Here is a 21,275-nt window from a genome sequence, read left to right as displayed (position 1 = left end):
CCTCAGTCCACCGCGACGGTCTGCAGGATCGCCCGCGCCAGCGCCGGTCCTGAGCTGGACTCGGCCTCGGCCACCAGCCGATGCCCGGCCACGGCCACGAACAGCGTCTGCACATCCTCGGGGACCACATGGCTGCGGCCCAGCAGCAGCGCGTGCGCCTTGGCCGCGCGCAGCAGCGCCAGGCCGGCGCGCGGTGACAGGCCCACCCGTACGCCCGCGTGCTGGCGGCTGCGGGTCAGCAACGCCTGCACATAGTCGACCAGCGCGTCGCTGGCATGAATGTGGCCGACCGCCTCACGCAGCGCGCGGACCTGCGTGTCATCCAGCTTCGGTACCGCGCGCGCGATCAGGTCACGACGATCGGTTCCACGCAGCAGCTCGCGCTCCGCCTGGGCGTTGGGGTAGCCCATCGCCAGGCGCAGCAGGAATCGATCCAGCTGCGAATCGGGCAGCGGGAACGTGCCGGACAGGTCCACCGGGTTCTGCGTGGCGATCACGAAGAAGGGATCGGGCAGGGGATGGGTCTGTCCGTCCAGGGTGACCTGCTGTTCGGCCATGGCCTCCAGCAGCGCACTCTGCGTGCGCGGGGGCGCGCGGTTGATCTCGTCGGCCAGCAGCACATGGGTGAACACCGGTCCGGCGTGAAACTGGAACTGACGGCTGCCGGCCTCGTACACCGACACGCCCAGTACATCGGCCGGCAACAGGTCGGAGGTGAACTGCACGCGCTGGAAGGTGAGGCCGAGGCTGCTGGCCAGTGCATGCGCCAATGTGGTCTTGCCGAGCCCGGGCAGATCTTCGATGAGCAGATGCCCGCCGGAAAGCAGGGCGACAAACGCCAGCCTGACTTCCGGCACCTTGCCCAGCACCAGTGCGTTGACCTGATCCTGTGCCTCACGCAGGGCCTGACGCAATTGATCGGTTAGCATGCTGGGATTGGGGGACGAAGCTGGCATGATCGTCTCAGTTCTGAATTTCACTTGATTATCCATAGAGCAATGCAAGGCGAACAGCGCGCACGGGCAATTTTTCTCTGGTTGTGGACGCTGGTCACAGCGGCCAAGCTGGTGGTGGCTGCGCGCCTGCCATTGTTCGTCGACGAGGCGTTCTATTGGCAGGAAGGGCAGCATCTGGCTGCGGCCTATTCCGATCTGCCCGGGCTGACCGCATGGCTGGCACGGCTGGGCGTGGAGATCGGCGGCCATCACGTGCTGGCATTGCGACTGCCGTTCCTGGCCATCGGTGCGCTGCTGCCATTGCTGGTGGTGCGCACGGCCACGCGCTGGTTCGGCAACGTGGCGGGCTGGCAGGCGGGCAGCCTTACGCTGTTGATGCCGTTGTCGGCGACGCTGGGCCTGCTGGCGGTGCCGGATGTGCCGATGGCGCTGGCGGCGGTGATCTGCCTGCATGCCGGTGCGCGCCTGCTGCACAACGTGGATGCATCATCGGCGATGAAGCTGGCGCTGGGCCTGATGATCGGCGCCCTCAGCCACTACCGTTTCATCGGCGTCATCGGTGTCGGCTTCATTGCATTGCTGGCGCTGCCACAGGGCCGGCGCATGCTGGCCGATCCGCGCGTATGGGTTGCGTTGGCAGTGGGTGTACTGGCCTGGCTGCCGTTGCTGGCATGGAATGCCGACAATCACGATGCCGGCCTGAAGTTCCAGGTGGTCGAGCGGCATCCCTGGACGTTCGAGTGGAACGGGCTGTGGTTCCTGGTGATCCAGCCGATGCTGGTCACGCCGATCCTGTGCATGGCGATGTGGAAGGTGGCGCTGGCCGGTACCCGCAGCGGCGGCGGTACGCGCGTGCAATGGCGCTACTTCGGCCTGGTGGGCGGTGTATCCACGCTGGGCATTTTCCTGCTCGGCTTCTTCACCGACGTCGAGCGCATCAGTTTCCACTGGCCGCTGCCGGGTTACCTGGCGCTGCTGGTGGCGGTGCCGGTGGTGCTCAACGGCTGGCCACGCTGGCTGCGCCGCACCGGCTGGTGGCTGGCGGGCGCGGGCATGGTGCTGGCCTTTGGCTATTACCTGATGGCCTCCACGCCATCGCTGCGCGAGCAGCTGGCAGGCAGCAAGTACTACCCGCGCAATTTCGCAGGCTGGCAGCCGCTGGCCGCCGCCGTGCGCGAAGAACTGCAGCAGATGCCGGCGGGAACGCGCGTGCTGGCCGGCAACTTCAAGGTAGGGGCCGAACTGGGCTTCCAGCTGGGCGACGGTGACATTGAAGTGCTGCCGCACCCGCTCAACGACAAGCATGGGCGGACCGCGCAGCTTGCACAGTGGGACCTGCTGCACGCGGGTACACGCGCGGCGCCGATGCTGCTGGTGCTGTCGCCCAGCGATCAGCGCTACCGCGACCTGCTGGCGCGCTATCACGCCATCTGCGAACAGGTGGGGCCCTTGCCTGCACCGCGCGTGGTCAGCAGCGATCATGGATTCCAGCGCTTCCTGCTGTTCCGGTTGCCGCCGCAGCGTGCCTCGGGCGCATGCGTGACCCCGGCGATGGCGTGGCTGGATGCGCCTGCCAATGGCGAGAAAGTGTCCGGCACCCTCGCCATCCGCGGATGGGCCTTCAAGGATGGCGTCGGCCTGGCAGGTGTCGAGGTGCTGGTCGATGGACGCTCGATCGGAAGCGCGCGCTATGGCCGTGTCTTCGATGTTCGCCAGACCTGGCCGGACAGCACCGATCCGCAGCATCCGGCCGTGGGCTTTGATGCCACCCTGGACACGAGCACGCTGGCACCGGGCCGGCACTGGATGGGCCTGCGCCTGCACGGCCACGATGGCAGCGTGGAGGAATGGCAGGAGCAGCCGTTCGAGGTTCGTTGAGGCCCTGCTTTTGTAGAGTCGAGCCATGCTCGACTGCTCTTACCTGGCCTCCTGCCATCTACAGCAGAAGCAGTCGAGCATGGCTCGACTCTACAGGTCATGGCACTGCGAAACCTGCTTTGCGCAGCAACCCGCACAGTGCGATCAGCGGCAGGCCGACCAGCGCGGTCGGGTCGCGGTTGTCGATCGCCTCGAACAGGCTGATGCCCAGGCCTTCGCATTTGAAGCTGCCGGCGCAGTCCAGCGGCTGTTCGGCTGCGACGTAACGGGCGATCTCATCCTGTTCCAGCGCGCGGAAGCGCACTTCGGTCAGGTCGATGGCCGTGAAAGATTCTCCGGCGCGGCTGAGACAGATCGCGGTATGGAAGCGCACCGTCCGCCCGGACATCGCCGCCAGCTGCGCGCAGGCCGCCTCGACCGTGCCCGGCTTGCCCAGCGGCTGCCCGTTCAGGTCGGCCACCTGGTCCGAACCGATCACCCAGGCACCGGGATTCCGGGCGGCGACCTCGGCGGCCTTGGCGGCAGCCAGGCGTGTGGCCAGGGCCAGCGGCGCTTCACCGTTCAACGGGGTTTCATCCACGTCCGGGCGCGCGCAGTCGAAGGGCAGGCCCAGCCGTTGCAGCAGCTCGCGGCGGTAGCGGGAGGTGGAGGCCAGGACCAGTGGCATGCGACAATACCGGGGCAGGGCGGGGCAGTCTGGCCGCCCGCGCTGCCAGCGGCAAGGCCCGTATGGCAGGCATTTGACACCGGCCCTCCCGATCCTTAGTATTCAGCGGCTTATGTCCGCGAACGTGCCCGAAACGCTGGATGCCTGGCGGATGGTTGTAGCGCGAAGGCGCTTCGACGGTCAGGTGTCCTTGGCTGAATTGACCCGCCTGCAGGGGTTGGTCGCAGATACCGACGGCGAGTGTGCCTACTCGCTTGAGTTCGGTCGCGACGACGTCCTGCGGGTATCCTATGTGGAACTGACCATCGATACCGCGTTGCCGCTGACCTGTCAGCGCAGCATGCAGCGTTTCCTGTTGCCGGTGAAGATGACCCAGAGGCTTGGCCTGATCCGCGACGAGGACGAGGAATCGTCCCTGCCGGAGGAGTACGAGGCGCTGCTGGTGCCGGAAGACGGCCAGCTGCGTCCGCTGGACCTGGTCGAGGACGAGTTGGTGCTGGCAGTGCCGGTTGTACCGCTGTCGCCCGATGGCGAAGCAGTCGACAAGGACTGGGCGCCGAGCGAAGAAGAAACAAAGCAGGCCAACCCGTTTGCGGCGTTGGCAGCACTGAAGAAACAATAGCAGCCGGATTGTCGTCGGCGGCTGCGGCGAAAGCGAAAGTGTGCTGGGCGCTGGCGTCCTGCGCGACGATACGACGAAGCAAAACGAACCGAGTTTGGAGCAATCCCATGGCTGTCCAGAAATCCCGTGTCACCCCGTCCCGCCGCGGCATGCGTCGTGCCCATGACGCCCTGAGCGCCAAGCAGCTGTCGACCGACCCGACCACCGGCGAAGTGCACCTGCGTCACCACATCACTGCTGACGGTTTCTACCGCGGCAAGAAGGTCATCCAGACCAAGACCTCGGCCGTCGAAGAAGATTGATGTGCCGGGAAGGCCGCTGCCTGCGGGCAGCGGCCTTTGCCTTCTTTCCCGGGCGTGCCGGTGATCGGCGGCCCGCGCAACAGGAAACATGATGAGCAAGCGGATCTATTCGAGGATCGCGGGCACCGGTAGCTATTTGCCGGAAAAAGTCCTGACCAATGCCGACCTGGAAAAAATGGTCGAAACCTCGGATGAGTGGATCCAGTCGCGCACCGGAATTCGTGAACGGCACATCGCGGCCGAAGGCGAAACCACCAGCGACCTCGGCTACCAGGCCGCGTTGCGCGCACTTGAAGCGGCCGGTATCGACGCTTCGCAGCTCGACATGATCGTGGTCGGCACGACCACGCCTGACCTCATTTTCCCCTCCACCGCGTGCCTGATCCAGGCCAAGCTCGGTGTTGCAGGGTGCCCTGCCTTTGACGTCAACGCGGCCTGTTCTGGCTTTGTGTTCGCGTTGGGCGTGGCCGACAAGTTCATCCGTTCCGGCGACTGCAAGCACGTGCTGGTGATCGGTACCGAAACGTTGACCCGCATGGTCGACTGGAACGACCGCACCACCTGCGTGCTGTTCGGTGATGGCGCCGGTGCCGTCGTGCTCAAGGCCGACGAAGAGACCGGCATCCTCAGCACCCACCTGCATGCCGATGGCAGCAAGAAGGAGCTGCTGTGGAACCCGGTGGGTGTCTCGACCGGCTTCAAGGACGGCGCCAACGGTGGTGGCACGATCAACATGAAGGGCAACGACGTGTTCAAGTACGCCGTCAAGGCGCTGGACTCGGTCGTGGACGAAACCCTGGCCGCCAACGGCCTGGACAAGTCCGACCTGGATTGGCTGATTCCGCACCAGGCCAACCTGCGCATCATCGAAGCCACGGCCAAGCGCCTGGAGATGTCGATGGACCAGGTGGTGGTCACCGTCGACAAGCACGGCAACACCTCCTCCGGCTCGGTGCCGCTGGCGCTGGATGCGGCGGTGCGTTCGGGCAAGGTCGAGCGTGGCCAGCTGTTGCTGCTGGAAGCCTTCGGTGGCGGCTTCACGTGGGGTTCGGCCCTGCTGCGCTATTGATAGTGCAAGTTACGACAACGTGAAGCTTGTCGTTACGGCCCCTCTGGGGCCGTAACGCGTTTAGAGGAGTACCTGTCCATGGTTGAGCCCATCGTCATTGAAGGGCAGCGCGCCTGGCTGAAGCAGTACGGCAAGGGAAGCCGCGCACTGGCCCTGGGCCTGCTCAATTTCGTTGCCCGTCGTTTCCATCTGGACGCCTTGCGCCCGCCACCGCACCGCGGCGGTGATGCCGCACGCGAAACCGAAGCCCGTCGCCTGGCAGAACTGCACGCGCAGGGCGTGAACGTGCCTGACGTGCTGGGCACCGGCCATGCGGCGCTGGTGATCGGCGACAACGGAAGTTCGTTCAATACCTGCCTGCGCGAGGCCGATGAGGCCGGTCGCGACCGGCTGGTGATGGCGGCGATGCAGGCCATCGCCGAGGCGCATGCGCGCGGGGCCTATTTCGGCCAGCCGCTGCCACGCAACCTCACCTGGGATGGCCAGAAGGTGGGCTTCATCGACTTCGAGGAAGACCCGCTGGAAGTGATGGATCTGGCCGAGGCGCAGGCCCGCGACTGGCTGATGTTCGGCTATGGCGTGGCCAAGTACTACGCCGACCGCCCCGAGCAGCTGCAGGCGATGATGGCCGAGGCGATGGGCGACGCCCAGGCGCCGGTGCGCGAGCATGTGCATGCGGTCAGTGGCCGCCTGCACGGCCTGGCCCGGGTGTGCATGAAGCTGGGCCGTTCCGCGCGCGCGCTGGCCCATTCGATCTTCATCGCCCATGGCGCCAGTACCGCCGGCGTGCTGATGCTGGTGGGCCTGTGCGTGGATTTCCTCGCCGACGGCGACCTGGACGTCCTGCAGCTGTTCTGCTGAGTGATGCGTCCGCCGGGCCATGTCCGGCGGACTGTTGGCCGGTAGCTCCATACGCCTGCATACGCGCACGTACAGACGACACAGCGGATTCGCCCTTATCATGGCCCGCTTCGATTGCAACAAGCGGATGACCGCGTGACCGTATCCACCCTCGCTTTTGTCTTCCCCGGCCAGGGCTCGCAGTCTGTGGGCATGGTGGCCGAGCTGGCTGAACTGCACCCGCAGGTGCGTGAAGCCTTCACCGAGGCATCCGATGGTGCCGGCGTCGACCTGTGGGCGCTGTCCCAGGGTGGCCCGGAGGAAATGCTCAACCGTACCGAATACACCCAGCCGGCCCTGCTGGCCGCGAGCATCGGCGTGTGGCGCGCCTGGACCGCCGTGGGCGGTCCGCGCCCGTCGGTGCTGGCCGGCCATAGCCTGGGCGAATACACCGCGCTGGTCGCTGCCGGCGCACTGAGCCTGCATGACGGTGCGCACCTGGTGCGCCTGCGCGGCCAGCTGATGCAGGAAGCCGCGCCGGCCGGTGTCGGTGCCATGGCCGCCGTGCTGGGCGCCGAAGACCAGCTGGTGCTGGACGTGTGCGCCGAAGCCGCAGGCAGCCAGGTGGTGGTACCGGCCAACTTCAATTCGCCGGGCCAGATCGTGATCGGCGGCGACGCTGATGCCGTCGACCGCGCCTTGGCGCTGCTGGCCGAGAAGGGCGTTCGCAAGGCGGTCAAGCTGGCGGTCAGCGTGCCCTCGCACACCCCGCTGATGCGCGAAGCCGCCAACCGCCTGGCCGAAGTGATGGCCGGCCTGTCCTGGCAGGCACCGCAGCTGCCGGTGGTGCAGAACGTCGATGCCAAGGTGCATGACGGCGTGGACGCCATCCGTACCGCACTGGTGCAGCAGCTGTACCAGCCGGTGCAGTGGACCGGTTGCGTGCAGGCGCTGGCCGCCCGTGGCATCACCCAGATCGCCGAGTGCGGCCCGGGCAAGGTGCTGACCGGCCTGGTCAAGCGCATCGACAAGGCCATCGATGGCCGTTCACTGGCCACTCCGGGCGACTTCGAAGCCGCCCGCGAGGCATGGTCGGCCTGACCCCCCTGTTCCTGCCGACCGTGCCGGTGGCCGCTGCAAGCGGCACGGGCGCGGCGGCCGTCCCAGCCTGAGGAAAACATCATGAGCAAGCCCCTGCAGGGTGAAATCGCACTGGTCACCGGCGCCAGCCGTGGCATTGGTGCCGCCATTGCCGATCTGCTGGCCGCCCAGGGCGCCACCGTCATCGGCACCGCCACCACCGAATCCGGCGCTGCGGCGATCGGCGAGCGCCTGGCCGCCCACGGTGGCCACGGCCGCGCGCTGAACGTGACCGACGCGGCGGCGCTGGACAGCGTGCTGGACGGCATCGCCAAGGAATTCGGCCCGATCTCGATCCTGGTCAACAACGCCGGCATCACCCGCGACAACCTGCTGATGCGCATGAAGGACGAGGACTGGGCGTCGATCATCGACACCAACCTGACCAGCGTGTTCCGCACCAGCAAGGCAGTCATGCGCGGCATGATGAAGGCGCGCAAGGGCCGCATCATCAACATCGCATCGGTGGTGGGCGTGACCGGCAATGCCGGCCAGGCCAACTACGCGGCCGCCAAGGCCGGCATCATCGGCTTCAGCAAGTCGCTGGCCAAGGAAATCGGTTCGCGCGGTGTCACCGTCAATGTGGTCGCTCCCGGCTTCATCGACACCGACATGACCAAGGCGTTGCCGGAAGAAGCGCGTACCGCGCTGATCAACGACATCGCTCTCGAACGCCTGGGTTCGCCGGAAGACATCGCCCATGCGGTTGCCTTCCTGGCCGGCCCGGCTGCCGGTTACATCACCGGCGAAACCCTCCATGTGAACGGTGGCATGTACATGCCGTAAGCAAGGGGCGCAGGGATTGCGCCGCAAGTGGTTGATCTGCCGGGTTTTTTGCTGCGATGCAAGGCCGCGCCGGTTTCCACTACACTATCCCACGGCCATCGCCTTTGATGGCGACCACTTTTGAACCACAACTCCATCTGGAGCGAGATCCCATGAGCACCATCGAAGAACGCGTCAAGAAAATCGTCGTCGAACAGCTTGGCGTCAAGGAAGAAGAAGTCACCAACAGCGCATCGTTCGTCGATGACCTGGGCGCTGACTCGCTGGACACCGTCGAGCTGGTGATGGCCCTGGAAGAAGAATTCGAGTGCGAGATCCCGGACGAAGAAGCCGAGAAGATCAGCACCGTGCAGGCCGCCATCGACTACGTCAAGGCCCACGTCAAGGCCTGATGTCAGACGGCAGTGCGCGCGCGGGTTGATCCTCGCCGCGCACCGCATCCCATGGGGCCGCTGTTGCGGCCCCGTGTGTTTGGGCATCACATCGAAGCAAACCGAGTTACCCGTAGAAACCATCCGGGTCAGGAGAAACAGCAATGAAGCGTCGCGTCGTCGTAACCGGCCTGGGTATCGTCTCGCCGTTGGGCAATGATCTGGCCAGCAGCTGGGAAGGCATCACCCACGGTCGTTCGGGCATCGGTCCGCTGACCAACGTTGCTGATGCCTATCTGGACCGGTTCACCACCAAGATTGCAGGTGAGGTCAAGGGATTCGACATCACCGCCGACAACGAACTGTTCGGCAAGTTCCGGGTCAGTGGCAAGGATGCCAAGAAGATGGACCCGTTCATCCATTACGGCCTCGGCGCCTCGTTCATGGCCCTGCATGACTCGGGCCTGGAGATCACCGAGGCCAATGCCGATCGCATGGGCGCCATCGTCGGCGCCGGCATCGGCGGCCTGCTCGGCATCGAAGAGCAGACCATCGAGTTCCACGAGGGCAAGAAGATCTCGCCCTTCTATGTGCCCAAGACCATCATCAACATGCTGCCGGGCCAGCTGAGCATCATCACCGGCCTGAAGGGCCCGTCGTTCTCGGCGGTGTCGGCCTGCGCGACCTCGAACCATTCGATCGGTACCGCGATGCGCATGATCCAGTACGGCGATGCCGACGTGATGGTGGTGGGCGGTGCCGAGCGTGGCTCCTCGCCGACCGCCGTGGGCGGCTTCTGTGCGATGAAGGCCATGAGCACCCGCAACGATGCCCCGGAACAGGCCTCGCGCCCGTGGGACAAGGACCGTGACGGCTTCGTGCTGGGCGACGGCGCCGGCATCCTGATCCTGGAAGAGTACGAGCACGCCAAGGCACGTGGCGCGAAGATCTACTGCGAACTGGCCGGCTTCGGCGCCAGCTCCGACGCGTACCACATGACCGCACCGAGCGAGAACGGCGAAGGCGCCGCGCGCTGCATGGTGATGGCGATGAAGGACGCCGGCGTGACCCCGGAACAGGTGGGCTACCTCAACGCACACGGCACCTCCACGCCGCTGGGCGACCTGGGCGAGACCATGGCGATGAAGACCGCCTTCGGCGACCACGCCTACAAGATGATGGTCAGCTCCACCAAGTCGATGACCGGCCACCTGCTCGGCGCCGCCGGCGGCGTGGAAGCGATCTTCTCGGTGATGGCGCTGCAGGACAATGTCATTCCGCCGACCATCAACCTGCAGCAGCCGGGCGAAGGTTGCGACCTGGACTACGTGCCCAACGAAGCACGCCAGGCCAAGGTCGACGTGGTGATGTCCAATGGCTTCGGCTTCGGCGGCACCAACGGCACGCTGATCTTCAAGCGCATCTGACCGAGTTGTAGAGTCGAGCCATGCTCGACTGAACGTGCGTCACGCACGAGGAGGCCGCCGCAAGGCGGCTTCCGTGCATCTGAATCGCTGAACTGGCCGCCATGACCCACGCACCGCTGATCCACCCGCTGCCGCACCCGATCGACCTGCTGGCCCTGCAGCAGCATGACCCGGTGCGCTTCCCGCTGTTGATGGAGTCCACCGCCTCGGGTACCGCCCAGGGCCGCTGGAGCCTGCTGCTGGCCGCACAGGGCGATGTCCTGCGCTTGGATGCCGATGGCCAGGTGCGTGATCAGCACGACGCCGTGCAGCCCGGTACGTTCCTGCAGGCACTGGACCGCGCCTGGCAGGCCGAACGCCTGCCGCACGACGGCAGCCACAGCCTGCCGTTCCGTGGCGGCTGGGCGCTGATGCTGGACTACGAAGTGGCCAGCCAGATCGAACCGGTGCTGCCGGCGCGCGCGCGCGACGACGGCCGCCCGACCGCGCTGGCGCTGCGCTGCCCGGCGGCGGTGCTGCACGACCACCACAACGATGCCAGCTTCGTGATCGCCGAAGCGGGCCAGCAGGTGCTGCTGGATGCACTGGTGGCACAGGCCTCGGCCGCGCTGCCCGAGGCCGGGCTGGGCTGGCAGCCGCCGCAGTCGGTGGGCGAGGATGCACCGCAGCGCTTCACCGACGGCGTACGCCGGGTGATCGAGTACCTGCGTGCCGGCGACGTGTTCCAGGTGAACCTGTCACGGCGCTGGAGCGCCCGGTTCGCCGCGCCGGTCAGTCCGCAGGCGCTGTATGCGCAGCTGCGCCGCGCCAACCCGGCACCATTCGCCGGCCTGTTCAGCGCGCATGGCCGCCACGTGGTCAGTTCCTCGCCGGAACGGCTGGTGTCGGTGCACGCCGGCCACGCGCAGACCCGGCCGATTGCCGGTACCCGTCCGCGGTTTGAAGGCGATGACGATGCCGCGCGCATCCAGGAGCTGGTCGGCCACCCGAAGGAGCGTGCCGAGCACGTGATGCTGATCGACCTGGAGCGCAACGACCTGGGCCGCATCTGCCTGCCCGGCACCGTGGTGGTCGATGAGCTGATGACCGTGGAGAGTTACGCCCACGTGCACCACATCGTCAGCAACGTCAGTGGCCATCTGCGCCCGGAGGTCACCCCCGGCGAGGTGATTGCCGCGACCTTCCCGGGCGGCACCATCACCGGCTGCCCGAAGGTGCGCTGCATGCAGATCATCAGCGAGCTGGAGCAGGTGCCGCGCGGCGCCTACACCGGGGCGTTCGGTTGGCTGAACCGCGATGGCGACCTGGACCTGAACATCCTGATCCGCACCGCCGAAGTGGAGGGCGATGAGGTCAGCTTCCGTACCGGCGCCGGCATCGTGGTCGATTCGGACCCGGACAAGGAGCTGGACGAGACCCGGGCCAAGGCGCGCGGCCTGCTGCGTGCGCTGGGGCAGCAGGGCTAGGCGCACTCCGGTAGTGCCGGCCGCTGGCCGGCAACCTCATGCACCCATGATCCGCGCGACTGCCGGCCAGCGGCCGGCACTACCGGTACCAGTGGGGGCCATTGTTCGGATGGGTTCCGATGGTGGGTCGGCACAGGCGCATGCCACCCCCGGTCATGACCCCAATCCACCGGCACGGTATCCTGCACGACGGAATCGAGTTCAGAGGTAGTCCATGGCGGGAGCCAAGCGCGGGTGTCTGTTCGTGGTAACGCTGGTGGTGGTGCTGGCCGCCGTCGTGGCCGGTGCGGGCGCGTGGTTCTTCTACCAGCAGACCCAGTTCGCCGACGCGCGGATCACCCCGACCGCCGAGAGCGTGGTCATCGCCAGCGGCGATGGCATGAACAGCGTGCTGCGCAAACTGCGCGAGGCCGGCGTGGATGAAGGCCAGGATGCGCAGTGGCAGCTGCTGGCGCGCCAGCTCGATGCCGCCGGCAAACTGAAGGTGGGCGAATACGCGCTCAGCACCGACCTGACCCCGCGCGAACTGCTGCTGCGCATGCGCGCCGGCAAGGTGCTGCAGCACCGCGTCACGATCGTCGAGGGCTGGAACATCCGCCAGCTGCGTGCCGCGCTGAAGCGCGCCGAGCCGCTGCTGCACACCACCGACACGCTTGATGACGCGGCCCTGATGCAGCGTCTCGGTTTCGGTGGCCAGCATCCGGAAGGTCGCTTCCTGCCGGAGACCTACGTCTACCAGCGTGGCGACAGCGATCTGGACGTACTCAAGCGTGCCCATGCCGCGATGGAAAAGGCGCTGGACGAGGCGTGGGAAAGCCGCGCGCCGGACCTGCCGATCAACACGCCGTACGAACTGCTGACGATGGCCTCCATCATCGAGAAGGAAACCGCGCTGGCCAGCGAGCGCCCGCAGATTGCCGGCGTGTTTATGCGCCGCCTGAAGATCGGCATGCGCCTGCAGACCGACCCGACCGTGATCTATGGCATCGGCGCCGCGTATGACGGCAACATCCGCCGCCGCGACCTGACCACCGACACGCCCTACAACACCTATACCCGTGCCGGCCTGACCCCGACCCCGATCGCCATGCCCAGCCGCGATGCGCTGATGGCGGCTGCGCAGCCGCTGTCGGGCGACGCGCTGTACTTCGTCGCCGTCGGCGACGGCAGTGGCGCGCACGTGTTCTCGTCCAGCCTGGACCAGCACAACGCCGCAGTAGCACGCTACCTGCAGCAGCTGCGCCGGCAACGTACCCAGGAGACCCCGGCGCAATGAGTCCCGCGCTGCTTCGCCACCCGCGTTTCGTCAGCCTGGAAGGCGGCGAGGGTGCGGGCAAGACCACCGCCATCAATGCCATCCGTGACTGCCTGCGCAGCCACGGCCACGAGGTGGTGCTGACCCGCGAGCCGGGCGGTACGCCGCTGGCCGAGCGCATCCGCGGCCTGGTGCTGAAGCCCGATGCCGAGATTGCCGCCGAGCCGCTCAGCGCCGAAGCCGAGCTGCTGCTGGTGTTCGCCGCACGCGCGCAGCATGTGCGCCAGGTGATCCAGCCAGCATTGCAGCGCGGTGCCTATGTGCTGAGTGATCGCTTCACCGATTCCAGCTACGCCTACCAGGGCGGTGGCCGCGGGCTTGATCCGCAGTGGATTGCCGATCTGGAACGTCGCGCGGTCGGCCTGTTGCCCGGCCTGACCCTGCTGCTGGACGTGGATGTGGCCGTGGGCCGTGCGCGCGCCAATGGCCGCGACCTGTGGCCGGACCGCATCGAGAGCGAACAGGATGATTTCTTCCAGCGTGTGCGCGCCGTGTTCCGCAGCCGCGCGCAGCAGGACCCTCAGCGTTTCGCGCTGATCGATGCCGGCCAGGTGCAGGAACGCGTCGCCGCTGATGTGGTTGCGCGTGTCGAGCGCTGGCTGCAGGACGGGGAGGGCGCATGAGTACGTTCTCGCCATGGCAGCAGCGCGCGTTCGAGCAGACCGTGGCTGCGCTCGATGCTGATCGCCTCGGCCACGGCCTGCTGATCTGCGGCCCGGCGGGTCTGGGCAAGCATGAGGTGGCGCTGGCGCTGGCTGACCATGTGCTGGCACGTGGCGACGCTGCACATGCCACGCGCACGCGCCAGCTGATCGCCGCCGGCACGCATCCGGACCTGCAGCTGGTCAGCTTCATTCCGAACAAGAGCGGCGACAAGCTGCGTACCGAGATCGTCATCGAGCAGGTACGCGAGATCACCAACAAGCTGGCGCTGACGCCGCAGTACGGCGTGGCGCAGGTGGTGATCGTCGACCCGGCCGATGCGATCAACCGCTCGGCGGCCAATGCGCTGCTGAAGACGCTGGAAGAGCCGCAGCCCGGCCGCTATCTGTGGTTGATCAGCAGCGATCCGGCGCGCCTGCCGCAGACCGTGCGCAGCCGCTGCCTGCGGCTGGAGTTCAAGCTGCCTCCCCGCGAGGAAGCACTGGCGTGGCTGCAGCAGCAGGGCCACAGCGAAGCATCGGCGCGCGAAGCGCTGGACGCCGCGCGCGGCCATCCCGGCCAGGCCGACAACTGGCTGCGCGAAGATGGCCTGAGCCTGCGCCGCGAGGTAGGCCGCGAGCTGGAACAGCTGGCGGCCGGCAAGACCGGCGTGGTGGAGCTGGCGCAGAAGTGGTGCGGTGATGACAACGCGGCGCTGCGCCTGCGCTTCGCTGCCGACCTGGCGCTGGCCCAGGCCAGCACCGATGCCTTGACCACGCCGGAGCGATTGCACAAGCTTGCAGCCTGGTTCGATGCGGCCAACCGCACCCGCGACCTGCTGCGCACCACGGTGCGTGCAGACCTTGCGGTGGTGGAGTTGCTGCTGGCCTGGAACAAGGTGAACGAGCGGCCTGCCGCAAGGGGAAATCGATGAGTGCCAGCAACGCCCGCCAGGGCATCCTGTCCCTGGCCGTGAAGGACAAAGCCGCGCTGTACAGCGCGTACATGCCGTTCGTGAAGAACGGCGGCATCTTCGTGCCCACGCCCAAGCGCTATTTCCTGGGCGACGAGGTGTTCCTGCTGCTGACCCTGCCCGATTCCAGCGAGCGCCTGCCGGTGGCCGGCAAGGTGATCTGGGTGACCCCGGCCGGCGCGCAGGGCAACCGCACCGCCGGCATCGGCGTGCAGCTGGCCGATGGCGCCGAAGGCGAGGGCGTGCGCCACAAGATCGAGACGCTACTGGCCGGCCTGACCAGTTCGGACAAGCCGACCCATACGATGTGAGGCGCCGCTGGGCGGTTCTGTAGAGTCGAGCCATGCTCGACTGCGTGCCCCGGAAAACGCCCGTGAACACGAATGTGAAAAATGGTTGACGGCCTCTGAAAAGCCCCTATAATGAGCGGCTCAGCAACACACCGGGCGGTTAGCTCAGCGGTAGAGCATTGCCTTCACACGGCAAGGGTCACAGGTTCGATCCCTGTACCGCCCACCATGTTGCAGAACGAAAAAAGCCTCCAGCAATGGGGGCTTTTTTGTTGTCTGGGGTTCCGTGGCGCCCGCCGAAGCAGGCTCCGTCTCAGCCCGGATCCTCCAGCCGTTCGCGGGCCATCATCGCCACGCCATCCAACAGGTCGTAGCCGCTGCCGGCCTGCACCACCACCGCCAGCAGGCTGCGGCCCACCTCGGCATTGCCGCCGCTCAGCTCCATCTCGCCTTCGAAGCACACATCGCTCAACCATTCATGCGCCTGCTGCAGCCCGCGCTTGCGCGCGCGGCTGAACTCCGCAAGCAGCTTTGCCCGGCCCGCTTCGTGTTCGCCATCGGCAAGCAGGCCGATGGCGCCGCCGTGCGCCGCGCGCCACACCGCAGGCAACGGACGGCCGTTCTCGTCCACCACGTCTGCTGACAGCTGCGCGCAATACACCTCATAGCGCTTGCCCGCCGTGCTGGCCGGCACGACGCCGGCTTCGGCCAGCAGGCGCTCGGCTTCATGCAGGTGATTGAACTTCAACCGCAGCAGGGCAGGGCGGCTCACCTGCTGGGCGAGCGCCTGCTGGTTGGCGGCAAACCAGACATTCCAGCCGACCGTTGCGCGGCCTTCCAGGGCGGCCTTGAAGTACTCCAGGTGTTCGGCGTCCATTGCGGTCTCCTGCGATTCCCTGCGCGATTGTAGCCACGTCGCGCCCAGAGGCTCAGGCGGTTCCACCTTCCAGGCAATGGTTGGCTTCGCGCACCAGCTGCCGCGCGGCCACGATCAACCCGTCGGTGTGGAAGGCGCCCAGCTGTTCATCCGGGCCGGCCTCGCTGCGCGCGCGGTCGGCGGCCTGCAGCAGATCGAGCACTGCGCTGAGTCCTGCCATCGAGCGGCGCAGCGAAGCGTGATGGCTCGCGGCAAGGGTGAGGCTGCTGCACGGCTGCCCATCCTCGCCCTCGGCGTTGCTGATGGCGTTGAGGCAGGAGAAAAACGTGGGTGACTGCACGGGCAGGTTCTGTTCGTCCAGCGCGCACTCGATCTCGCGTGCGATGTCGTCGGGAACCTGGTTGGCGATGTCGGCAATCAATGCGTACAGGCGCGGAAGCGATGCGGCTCGTTTGGTCATGGCAAAACCCTCACTGGCGTAAGGCCACCTTCGGAGTGAAGGTGGCGGGCGGTGCGGGTTGGCGTACCAAGGCAGAAAAGCTCACTGGGAGAAAAGGCCCGGCGGATCTCGCGATCCCCACGCACCGCCCGCCATAGAAGGCAGTCGGTGCATTCTCTTTGCTGCGATCAAGATCGCAACTTCCAGTAGCTTGTTCCTTTATTCGAGACGCCAATCCCGACCAAGGCGTGCTGCCTTGGCGAGGCGATCATCGATCCGCTTAAAGACGGAAGTCATTGAGGAAAGTTGTAACAACGCCAGCCACGACGGGATTCCACCCCCCCATGGGGCAATCCGCGCCTTGTCTGAACGAAGCAGCGCCGCTACACGGCCCAGGTAGATGGCAATCACGTCATCCGGCGCAGGTGCCCTCGAACGTGCCATCCATGAAAGCAGACGTTCCATCCATGCGCTGTGCCGCCGCTCACGACGGGCGTAGTCTCGGCTCACTGCCGTCCCACCTGGCCCTGGAGCCCCGCCATGCCGCTCGCCCGCATCGATCTTCGCAAAGGTAAATCCGCCGACTACCTGCAACGTGTCGGCGAAACCATCTACCAGGCCATGCGTGCGGTGGGCGTTCCGGAAAACGATCGCTTCCAGATCTTCCAGCAGCACGACGCCGGGACGCTGATCTACGACCCGGGCTACCTGGGCGTGGACCGCACCGACGACTTCATCTGCATCCAGATCACCTGGAACGAGGGGCGCACGCTGGAGCAGAAGAAGGCGCTGTATGCGGGCATCGCCGAGGGCCTGCACGCGGCGGTGGGCATCCGCCGCGAGGATGTGTTCATCAACCTGGTGGAAGTGAAGAAGGAGAACTGGTCGTTTGGTAATGGCGTGGCGCAGTACGTGAGTTGATGTGCAAAAAGCATCCACGCATGGCGTGGATCTACACTTCGCTGGCTACCTGCTCGCCTTCGGTGGCCGCGGCGCTGCTGGCCGCCTTCACTGCATCGGCGCTGTTGGGTTGTTCGCATTCGATGCGGGTGACGTAGCCCTCGCTGCCGATGCTGTGCTCGGCGCGCTTGACCAGCCACTGGCCATCCACGCCTTCGCGGAACCCCTGCATCACCACGGTGGCTTCGGCCATCAGTGTCTCGCGGCCGGGCAGGGTGTAGCTGAGCGTCCGCGTCTGCCGTGCCTGCTCGCGATGCTTGGCGCGTGCGGCCGCCTCTGCGCTCTCCCGGTCGGCATAGGCCATGCGCAGGCGCATGATCGGTTCGCCGCTGCCCACTTTCACTTCCTGGCGCTTGGCACCGCGCACATCGCGGTAGTAGGCAATGGTGGTGCCGGCATCTTCGCGTGCGGCAAGGGTTACCCGATAGTCGCTGCCATCGGCCGGGGTAAGGGTGACATCGGGAATGCGCTCGCCGTTGGCGCTGGTGGATTCGCCCCGCTTCACGAACACCAGGCGCCCGCCTCCGGGCTTGGCGATGGCATCGTGCTGTTTGGCCAGGCGCAGCAGCAGGTTCATGTCCGACTCCTGCGACTGCACCGTCAGCGGCAGCACGATCGATGCCAGCGATGCGCTCACCGCTGCGTTCAGCCCATGCTCGCCGGCCATGCGCCGCACCATGTCGCCGATCGTGGTGCCCTTCTTCCAGGTGCGCGTTTTCTGCGTCTGCAGGTCGCTCTTGCCCCCCTTGCTGGTCTCGAACGGTGCCGCCCGGGCGCGCAGCGTCATGCTGCCGGGAAAGCCGGAGATCTCCACCTCGTCGCAGATGTATAGGCCCACGCGCCGCACTTCGCCGTCATAGCCGATGAAGGCTTCCAGTTCCGCGCCCACGGGTGGCAGCTGGATCGGATCGGACGGATCATGGTCGGCCAGCTGCAGTTCCAGCGTGTCGGACGTGTTGCCGGTCTCGTCGGTGATGCGCAGCGACTTGAAGCGCGCCATGATCTTGTCGGTGATGTCCTGGCTGTTGGCCACCACGCGGAAGGCCGGTGCGATGTTCAATCCCACAGGGCGACTCCCTTGCGCTCGCTGGCCGGGCGCTGCATCTCCGGCAGGGTGATCGCCACGCCGGCAGGCAGCACCGGGCCGCGCGCGGCCAGGCCCGGGTTGGCGTCGAGTACCGCGCGCAGGATGGCCGGCGACTGCTCGCCATAGTGCGCATACGCGATACGGTCGACGACATCGCCGTCGCGGGTGTTATACGTTGGTGCCATCGCTGTGCTTCCGCAGTGAAAGGGTGAATTCCTGTTTCAGGATCGCGCTGTCGGCGGTGAACTCGCTGGCGGTGGCATCGATCTTCTCGATGACCCACAGGCCCAGGTTGCCGCCCTTGCCGGTCAGCAGTCGATGAGGCGTGCCCTGCGCGGCCAGCCTGCGCAGCTGTGCGAGCTCATTGCCGGCGCCGCGGAACTGGTAGTAGATGACGCCAGGCAGGGTCATGCTGGCCGAGCCCGGTCCGGTGTACTGCAGGGCCGCCATCTGGCCGACGCGGTCCTGCGCCTGCCAGCGATACTCGTTGGACTGCTGGATCTCCCGGAAGACCGCGGTGTTGAGGCTGAACTTGAAGCCGCCCAGCATCAGCAGGACCGGGGCGTTGCCGGAGTCGTTGGCTTTGAACTGCGACAGCAGCTTGTCCACTGCGCCGGTTACGAATTCGCGTTTCATGCTCAGTTCCTGTCTGCCAGGCCACCACGGGCGGTCACCGCGCTGCGACGCTGCAGCTCGTCGGCCGTGCGGCGCGCCACCGCTTCGCTGGATTCGCCTGGCTGCTGGTGGATGGTGATGTTGTTGGTCTGCTGCTGCTGCACCGTGGTGGCGCTGCGCGGTGTGGGCGAAGGCATCTCCGGTGCGGCACGCCCGGCCGGTGTACCAAAGGCATTCGGCATGCGTGGCTGCACGCTGGCGCTGTGCATGCTGGCGGGCGCGAGCATCACCGGCGGGAGCTGTATGCCGCCGTTTGCGCGTATCGCGCCGTAGGCATCGGCCGCGGTGTTCACACCAAACGCGATCTTGTCCTTGGCGGTGCCCAGCACGCCCCCGACCTTGTCCATGATGGTGCCCACCACCTTCATGAAGGGGGCCATCTTGGTCATCATCGTGTCGATCACGCTGCTGACCTTTGCTGCAACCCAGTCCCAGGCGCCGCCGAAGGTGACGACGATGAATCCGGCCACGGTGCCGATGACCTCACCGATCATCCTGAAGACCTCGGCGACGAAGCCAGCGACATGGATGACGGCGCGGAAGTTGAGCATGAGTGCTTCGCCCACCAGCTTGCCGATCTCGCCCACGCGGGAGAGTTCGTTTCCGGTGTACTGCGCCGGGGCCAGCATCCGCGACAGCCAGTCCCAGGCCTGCCCCAGCAGGGCACCCACGGCCTCCCACGCCGGACGCAGCGGCGCAACGGCATTCACCAGTTCTCCCATCGCGGAGGTGCCCGCACTGCTGAGACCTTCCCATACACCGCCGAGGAAGGCCTTGATCGGCTCCCAGTACTTGCGGACAAGCAGGGCACCGGCAGTGAGCGCGGCCACAGCTACCGCGATAGGTCCGCCACCAATGGCCCCCACTGCGGTGGCGACGACGCGGAACACCGAGGCGATACGCATGGCCATCGGGCCGAAGCGCCCCAGCTGGGCCAGCAGGTTGCCGGCACGGAACAGCTGGAAGACCTTCTGCACGCCCAGGATCGGACCCTTCACGAACGTCCAGGCGTAACGGGCACCGAGTACCGCGCTGCGCATGGCGAGCATGCCCACCACCACCTTGGTGGTATTGGCGATCAGCTTCGGATTCTCGGTCACGAAGGTGGTTACGCCGTTCAGCAGTTCGGTCAGTTTCACCGCGGCGTCGCCGACCGCGGGCAGCAACGCCGCACCAAAGGCCTTGGACAGGTTGTCCACGGCGATCTTCGCGCCCTGGATCTTCTCCGGGTCAGTCTGCATGGCATTGGCGTAAGCCGCATCGGTGGTTCCGGCAGAGCCATTGAGCGCCTTGTCGCGGATCCGGGTGTACTGGTCCCAGTTCTGGATCATCGGGCCGACGAAGTTCTTCGCCTGTGCATCGCCGAACAGCTTGCCGATCTTCTGCTGATCGCCGGCCGTGGCCTGGATGATGGCCTGCATCGCAGCGTCGAACGGGTTGCCACCGCTGCTCTGCGCGTCGCTGATGACCTTGCGCAGGTCGAGGCCGAATCCCTTCTTGGCCTTGGCCTGGAGCTCGGGCGACATGATCGATGTCATGAAGCCCTTCATCTGGGTGGCTGCCTGGTCAGCGCCGCCCGCGGACCTGCGCGTGGCTTCCAGTGCCGCGCCCATGGTGGCCGCTGCGGCGTTGCCCTGCAGCTTCAGCGCCTGGAACGACGTTCCCAGCACCGGCATTACCTTGGCCATGTCCTTCAGCCCCAGCCCGCCCTGGCGGCTGCTGACGACCAGGACATCCAGCGCCGACTGCATGTTGGCAGGGTCGATGTCGAATGACTGCTGCAGGCCAACGGCGGCGCTGGAGACGTCGTCGATCCCGGTGCCGGTGACGGTGGCGGTGCGGCCGATGGCGCGCAGGCTGGTCTGCGCCGACTGTGCATCCATGCCGGCGTCGACCAGCAGCCGGATGGCGCGCTGCAGGTCATTCGCCTTCTGGTTGGTGTTGCCGGTCTCGGCCAGGATTGTCCTGCCCAGCGCCTTGACCTGGCCGTTGTCCAGGCCCGCTGCGCTGCCGATCTGCTGGTTCTGGCGGGCGAAGCTGGAGGCGTTCTCGACCGGCTTGGCCAGCTGGGTCACTGCGCTGCCGAGCAGGGTGCGTGACTCCTTGAAGGAGGTTCCCAGCTTCTTGCGGCTACGCAGATTGGCGGTGCTCGCCTTCTCGACGCGCTCCAGGCCGGTCTGCACCTTGCGCAGGCGATCGCCCTCGCTGGAGAGCCTGGCGAACTCCTGGCGCAGCCCGGCAACGTTCTGCTTGAGCTTCACCAGCGAGGGGTTCGCCTTGCTCATGGAGCGCTGCTTGCGCTCCAGCCTGTCCAGTTCGCTGCCGATCTTCTTCAGTCCATCCTCGGTGGAGGACAGTGCGGACTTCAGCGAGCCCGAGATCGAGCCACCGATCGTGATCGTTGTCGTTTGAACGTTACTCGCCATGTACCGGCAATCCTTGTATCCACCAGATGAACTTCGACACCCGCAGCGTCATGATTTCGCGCAGGGC

General features: G+C 66.4%; 23 protein-coding genes and 1 tRNA gene. 16 read left to right on the top strand and 8 right to left on the bottom strand.

Going from position 1 to position 21,275, the window contains the following annotated elements:
- Positions 1 to 2 precede the first annotated feature (2 nt).
- Complete coding sequence (locus N5C18_RS20415; protein WP_164240578.1) at positions 3 to 956, bottom strand: MoxR family ATPase; 954 nt, start codon at positions 954 to 956, stop codon at positions 3 to 5.
- Positions 957 to 998: 42 nt separating this feature from the next.
- On the opposite strand from N5C18_RS20415, the gene N5C18_RS20410 reads away from it, so the two are divergent.
- Positions 999 to 2,834 carry a glycosyltransferase family 39 protein gene (locus N5C18_RS20410; protein ID WP_164240576.1) on the top strand — a complete coding sequence of 612 codons (1,836 nt, stop codon included), beginning with the start codon at positions 999 to 1,001 and terminating at the stop codon, positions 2,832 to 2,834.
- Positions 2,835 to 2,931: 97 nt separating this feature from the next.
- Here N5C18_RS20410 and N5C18_RS20405 read toward each other — a convergent pair whose 3' ends face one another.
- Positions 2,932 to 3,501 (bottom strand): Maf family nucleotide pyrophosphatase, encoded by a 570-nt coding sequence (locus tag N5C18_RS20405; RefSeq protein WP_164240574.1) that lies wholly within the window; start codon positions 3,499 to 3,501, stop codon positions 2,932 to 2,934.
- A 112-nt stretch (positions 3,502 to 3,613) separates the two neighbouring features.
- Here N5C18_RS20405 and N5C18_RS20400 point away from each other — a divergent pair, with 112 nt between their 5' ends.
- The 14 genes from N5C18_RS20400 (at position 3,614) to N5C18_RS20335 (ending at position 14,973) form a co-directional block, all read left to right on the top strand.
- Positions 3,614 to 4,123, top strand: a complete 510-nt coding sequence (locus N5C18_RS20400; protein ID WP_049457624.1) for a YceD family protein — start codon at positions 3,614 to 3,616, stop codon at positions 4,121 to 4,123.
- Positions 4,124 to 4,230: 107 nt separating this feature from the next.
- Positions 4,231 to 4,425 (top strand): 50S ribosomal protein L32, encoded by a 195-nt coding sequence (rpmF, locus tag N5C18_RS20395; protein WP_004154640.1) that lies wholly within the window; start codon positions 4,231 to 4,233, stop codon positions 4,423 to 4,425.
- 91 nt (positions 4,426 to 4,516) lie between these two features.
- Positions 4,517 to 5,494 (top strand): beta-ketoacyl-ACP synthase III, encoded by a 978-nt coding sequence (locus N5C18_RS20390; protein WP_004154642.1) that lies wholly within the window; start codon positions 4,517 to 4,519, stop codon positions 5,492 to 5,494.
- 78 nt (positions 5,495 to 5,572) lie between these two features.
- A complete protein-coding gene (locus tag N5C18_RS20385; protein WP_053508659.1) occupies positions 5,573 to 6,355 on the top strand; it encodes a serine/threonine protein phosphatase in 783 nt (260 codons plus the stop codon).
- Between the two features lie 135 nt (positions 6,356 to 6,490).
- Positions 6,491 to 7,435, top strand: coding sequence for an ACP S-malonyltransferase (fabD, locus tag N5C18_RS20380; RefSeq protein ID WP_279945513.1), 945 nt, complete (start codon positions 6,491 to 6,493; stop codon positions 7,433 to 7,435).
- 81 nt (positions 7,436 to 7,516) lie between these two features.
- Entirely contained in the window at positions 7,517 to 8,260 is a 744-nt protein-coding gene (gene fabG, locus N5C18_RS20375; RefSeq protein ID WP_004146899.1) for a 3-oxoacyl-ACP reductase FabG, read from the top strand.
- Between the two features lie 152 nt (positions 8,261 to 8,412).
- Entirely contained in the window at positions 8,413 to 8,652 is a 240-nt protein-coding gene (gene acpP, locus N5C18_RS20370; protein ID WP_005408313.1) for an acyl carrier protein, read from the top strand.
- A 143-nt stretch (positions 8,653 to 8,795) separates the two neighbouring features.
- Positions 8,796 to 10,058, top strand: coding sequence for a beta-ketoacyl-ACP synthase II (gene fabF, locus N5C18_RS20365; protein WP_049457622.1), 1,263 nt, complete (start codon positions 8,796 to 8,798; stop codon positions 10,056 to 10,058).
- Positions 10,059 to 10,159: 101 nt separating this feature from the next.
- Positions 10,160 to 11,524 (top strand): aminodeoxychorismate synthase component I, encoded by a 1,365-nt coding sequence (locus N5C18_RS20360; protein ID WP_279945512.1) that lies wholly within the window; start codon positions 10,160 to 10,162, stop codon positions 11,522 to 11,524.
- A 214-nt stretch (positions 11,525 to 11,738) separates the two neighbouring features.
- Positions 11,739 to 12,800, top strand: a complete 1,062-nt coding sequence (gene mltG, locus N5C18_RS20355; RefSeq protein WP_053508655.1) for an endolytic transglycosylase MltG — start codon at positions 11,739 to 11,741, stop codon at positions 12,798 to 12,800.
- The gene (gene tmk / locus N5C18_RS20350) at positions 12,797 to 13,462 is read left to right on the top strand and encodes a dTMP kinase (protein ID WP_053448942.1); all 666 of its coding nucleotides are present in this window, start codon (positions 12,797 to 12,799) and stop codon (positions 13,460 to 13,462) included. The genes mltG and tmk overlap by 4 nt, the downstream gene beginning before the upstream one ends.
- A complete protein-coding gene (locus tag N5C18_RS20345; protein ID WP_279945510.1) occupies positions 13,459 to 14,415 on the top strand; it encodes a DNA polymerase III subunit delta' in 957 nt (318 codons plus the stop codon). Before tmk ends, N5C18_RS20345 begins: the two co-directional genes overlap by 4 nt.
- Entirely contained in the window at positions 14,412 to 14,765 is a 354-nt protein-coding gene (locus tag N5C18_RS20340) for a PilZ domain-containing protein (protein ID WP_004146965.1), read from the top strand. The genes N5C18_RS20345 and N5C18_RS20340 overlap by 4 nt, the downstream gene beginning before the upstream one ends.
- Before the next feature lie 133 nt (positions 14,766 to 14,898).
- Positions 14,899 to 14,973 (top strand) — tRNA-Val (locus N5C18_RS20335).
- A gap of 84 nt (positions 14,974 to 15,057) precedes the next feature.
- On the opposite strand, the gene N5C18_RS20330 is transcribed toward N5C18_RS20335, so the two are convergent.
- Both N5C18_RS20330 and N5C18_RS20325 read right to left on the bottom strand, forming a co-directional pair.
- The gene (locus N5C18_RS20330; protein ID WP_279945509.1) at positions 15,058 to 15,621 is read right to left on the bottom strand and encodes a hypothetical protein; all 564 of its coding nucleotides are present in this window, start codon (positions 15,619 to 15,621) and stop codon (positions 15,058 to 15,060) included.
- A gap of 52 nt (positions 15,622 to 15,673) precedes the next feature.
- A complete protein-coding gene (locus N5C18_RS20325; RefSeq protein ID WP_279945508.1) occupies positions 15,674 to 16,081 on the bottom strand; it encodes a hypothetical protein in 408 nt (135 codons plus the stop codon).
- A 519-nt stretch (positions 16,082 to 16,600) separates the two neighbouring features.
- Here N5C18_RS20325 and N5C18_RS20320 point away from each other — a divergent pair.
- A complete protein-coding gene (locus N5C18_RS20320; protein WP_279945507.1) occupies positions 16,601 to 16,981 on the top strand; it encodes a tautomerase family protein in 381 nt (126 codons plus the stop codon).
- A 31-nt stretch (positions 16,982 to 17,012) separates the two neighbouring features.
- On the opposite strand, the gene N5C18_RS20315 is transcribed toward N5C18_RS20320, so the two are convergent.
- The 4 genes from N5C18_RS20315 to N5C18_RS20300 are packed head-to-tail and all read right to left on the bottom strand — an operon-like array spanning position 17,013 to position 21,208.
- A complete protein-coding gene (locus tag N5C18_RS20315) occupies positions 17,013 to 18,086 on the bottom strand; it encodes a contractile injection system protein, VgrG/Pvc8 family (protein WP_279945506.1) in 1,074 nt (357 codons plus the stop codon).
- A complete protein-coding gene (locus N5C18_RS20310) occupies positions 18,077 to 18,292 on the bottom strand; it encodes a tail protein X (protein WP_053448959.1) in 216 nt (71 codons plus the stop codon). The genes N5C18_RS20315 and N5C18_RS20310 overlap by 10 nt, the downstream gene beginning before the upstream one ends.
- Positions 18,276 to 18,743 (bottom strand): phage tail protein, encoded by a 468-nt coding sequence (locus tag N5C18_RS20305; protein ID WP_004154659.1) that lies wholly within the window; start codon positions 18,741 to 18,743, stop codon positions 18,276 to 18,278. Before N5C18_RS20305 ends, N5C18_RS20310 begins: the two co-directional genes overlap by 17 nt.
- A 2-nt stretch (positions 18,744 to 18,745) precedes the next feature.
- Positions 18,746 to 21,208, bottom strand: coding sequence for a phage tail tape measure protein (locus tag N5C18_RS20300; protein ID WP_279945505.1), 2,463 nt, complete (start codon positions 21,206 to 21,208; stop codon positions 18,746 to 18,748).
- Between the last annotated feature and the right edge of the window lie 67 nt (positions 21,209 to 21,275).

Source organism: Stenotrophomonas sp. GD03930 (assembly GCF_029839665.1).
In the GTDB taxonomy this organism is placed as follows: Bacteria; Pseudomonadota; Gammaproteobacteria; order Xanthomonadales; family Xanthomonadaceae; genus Stenotrophomonas; species Stenotrophomonas forensis.
The sequence above is the reverse complement of the archived record's forward strand: the minus strand, read 5'-3'. Positions and strand labels throughout refer to the sequence as shown.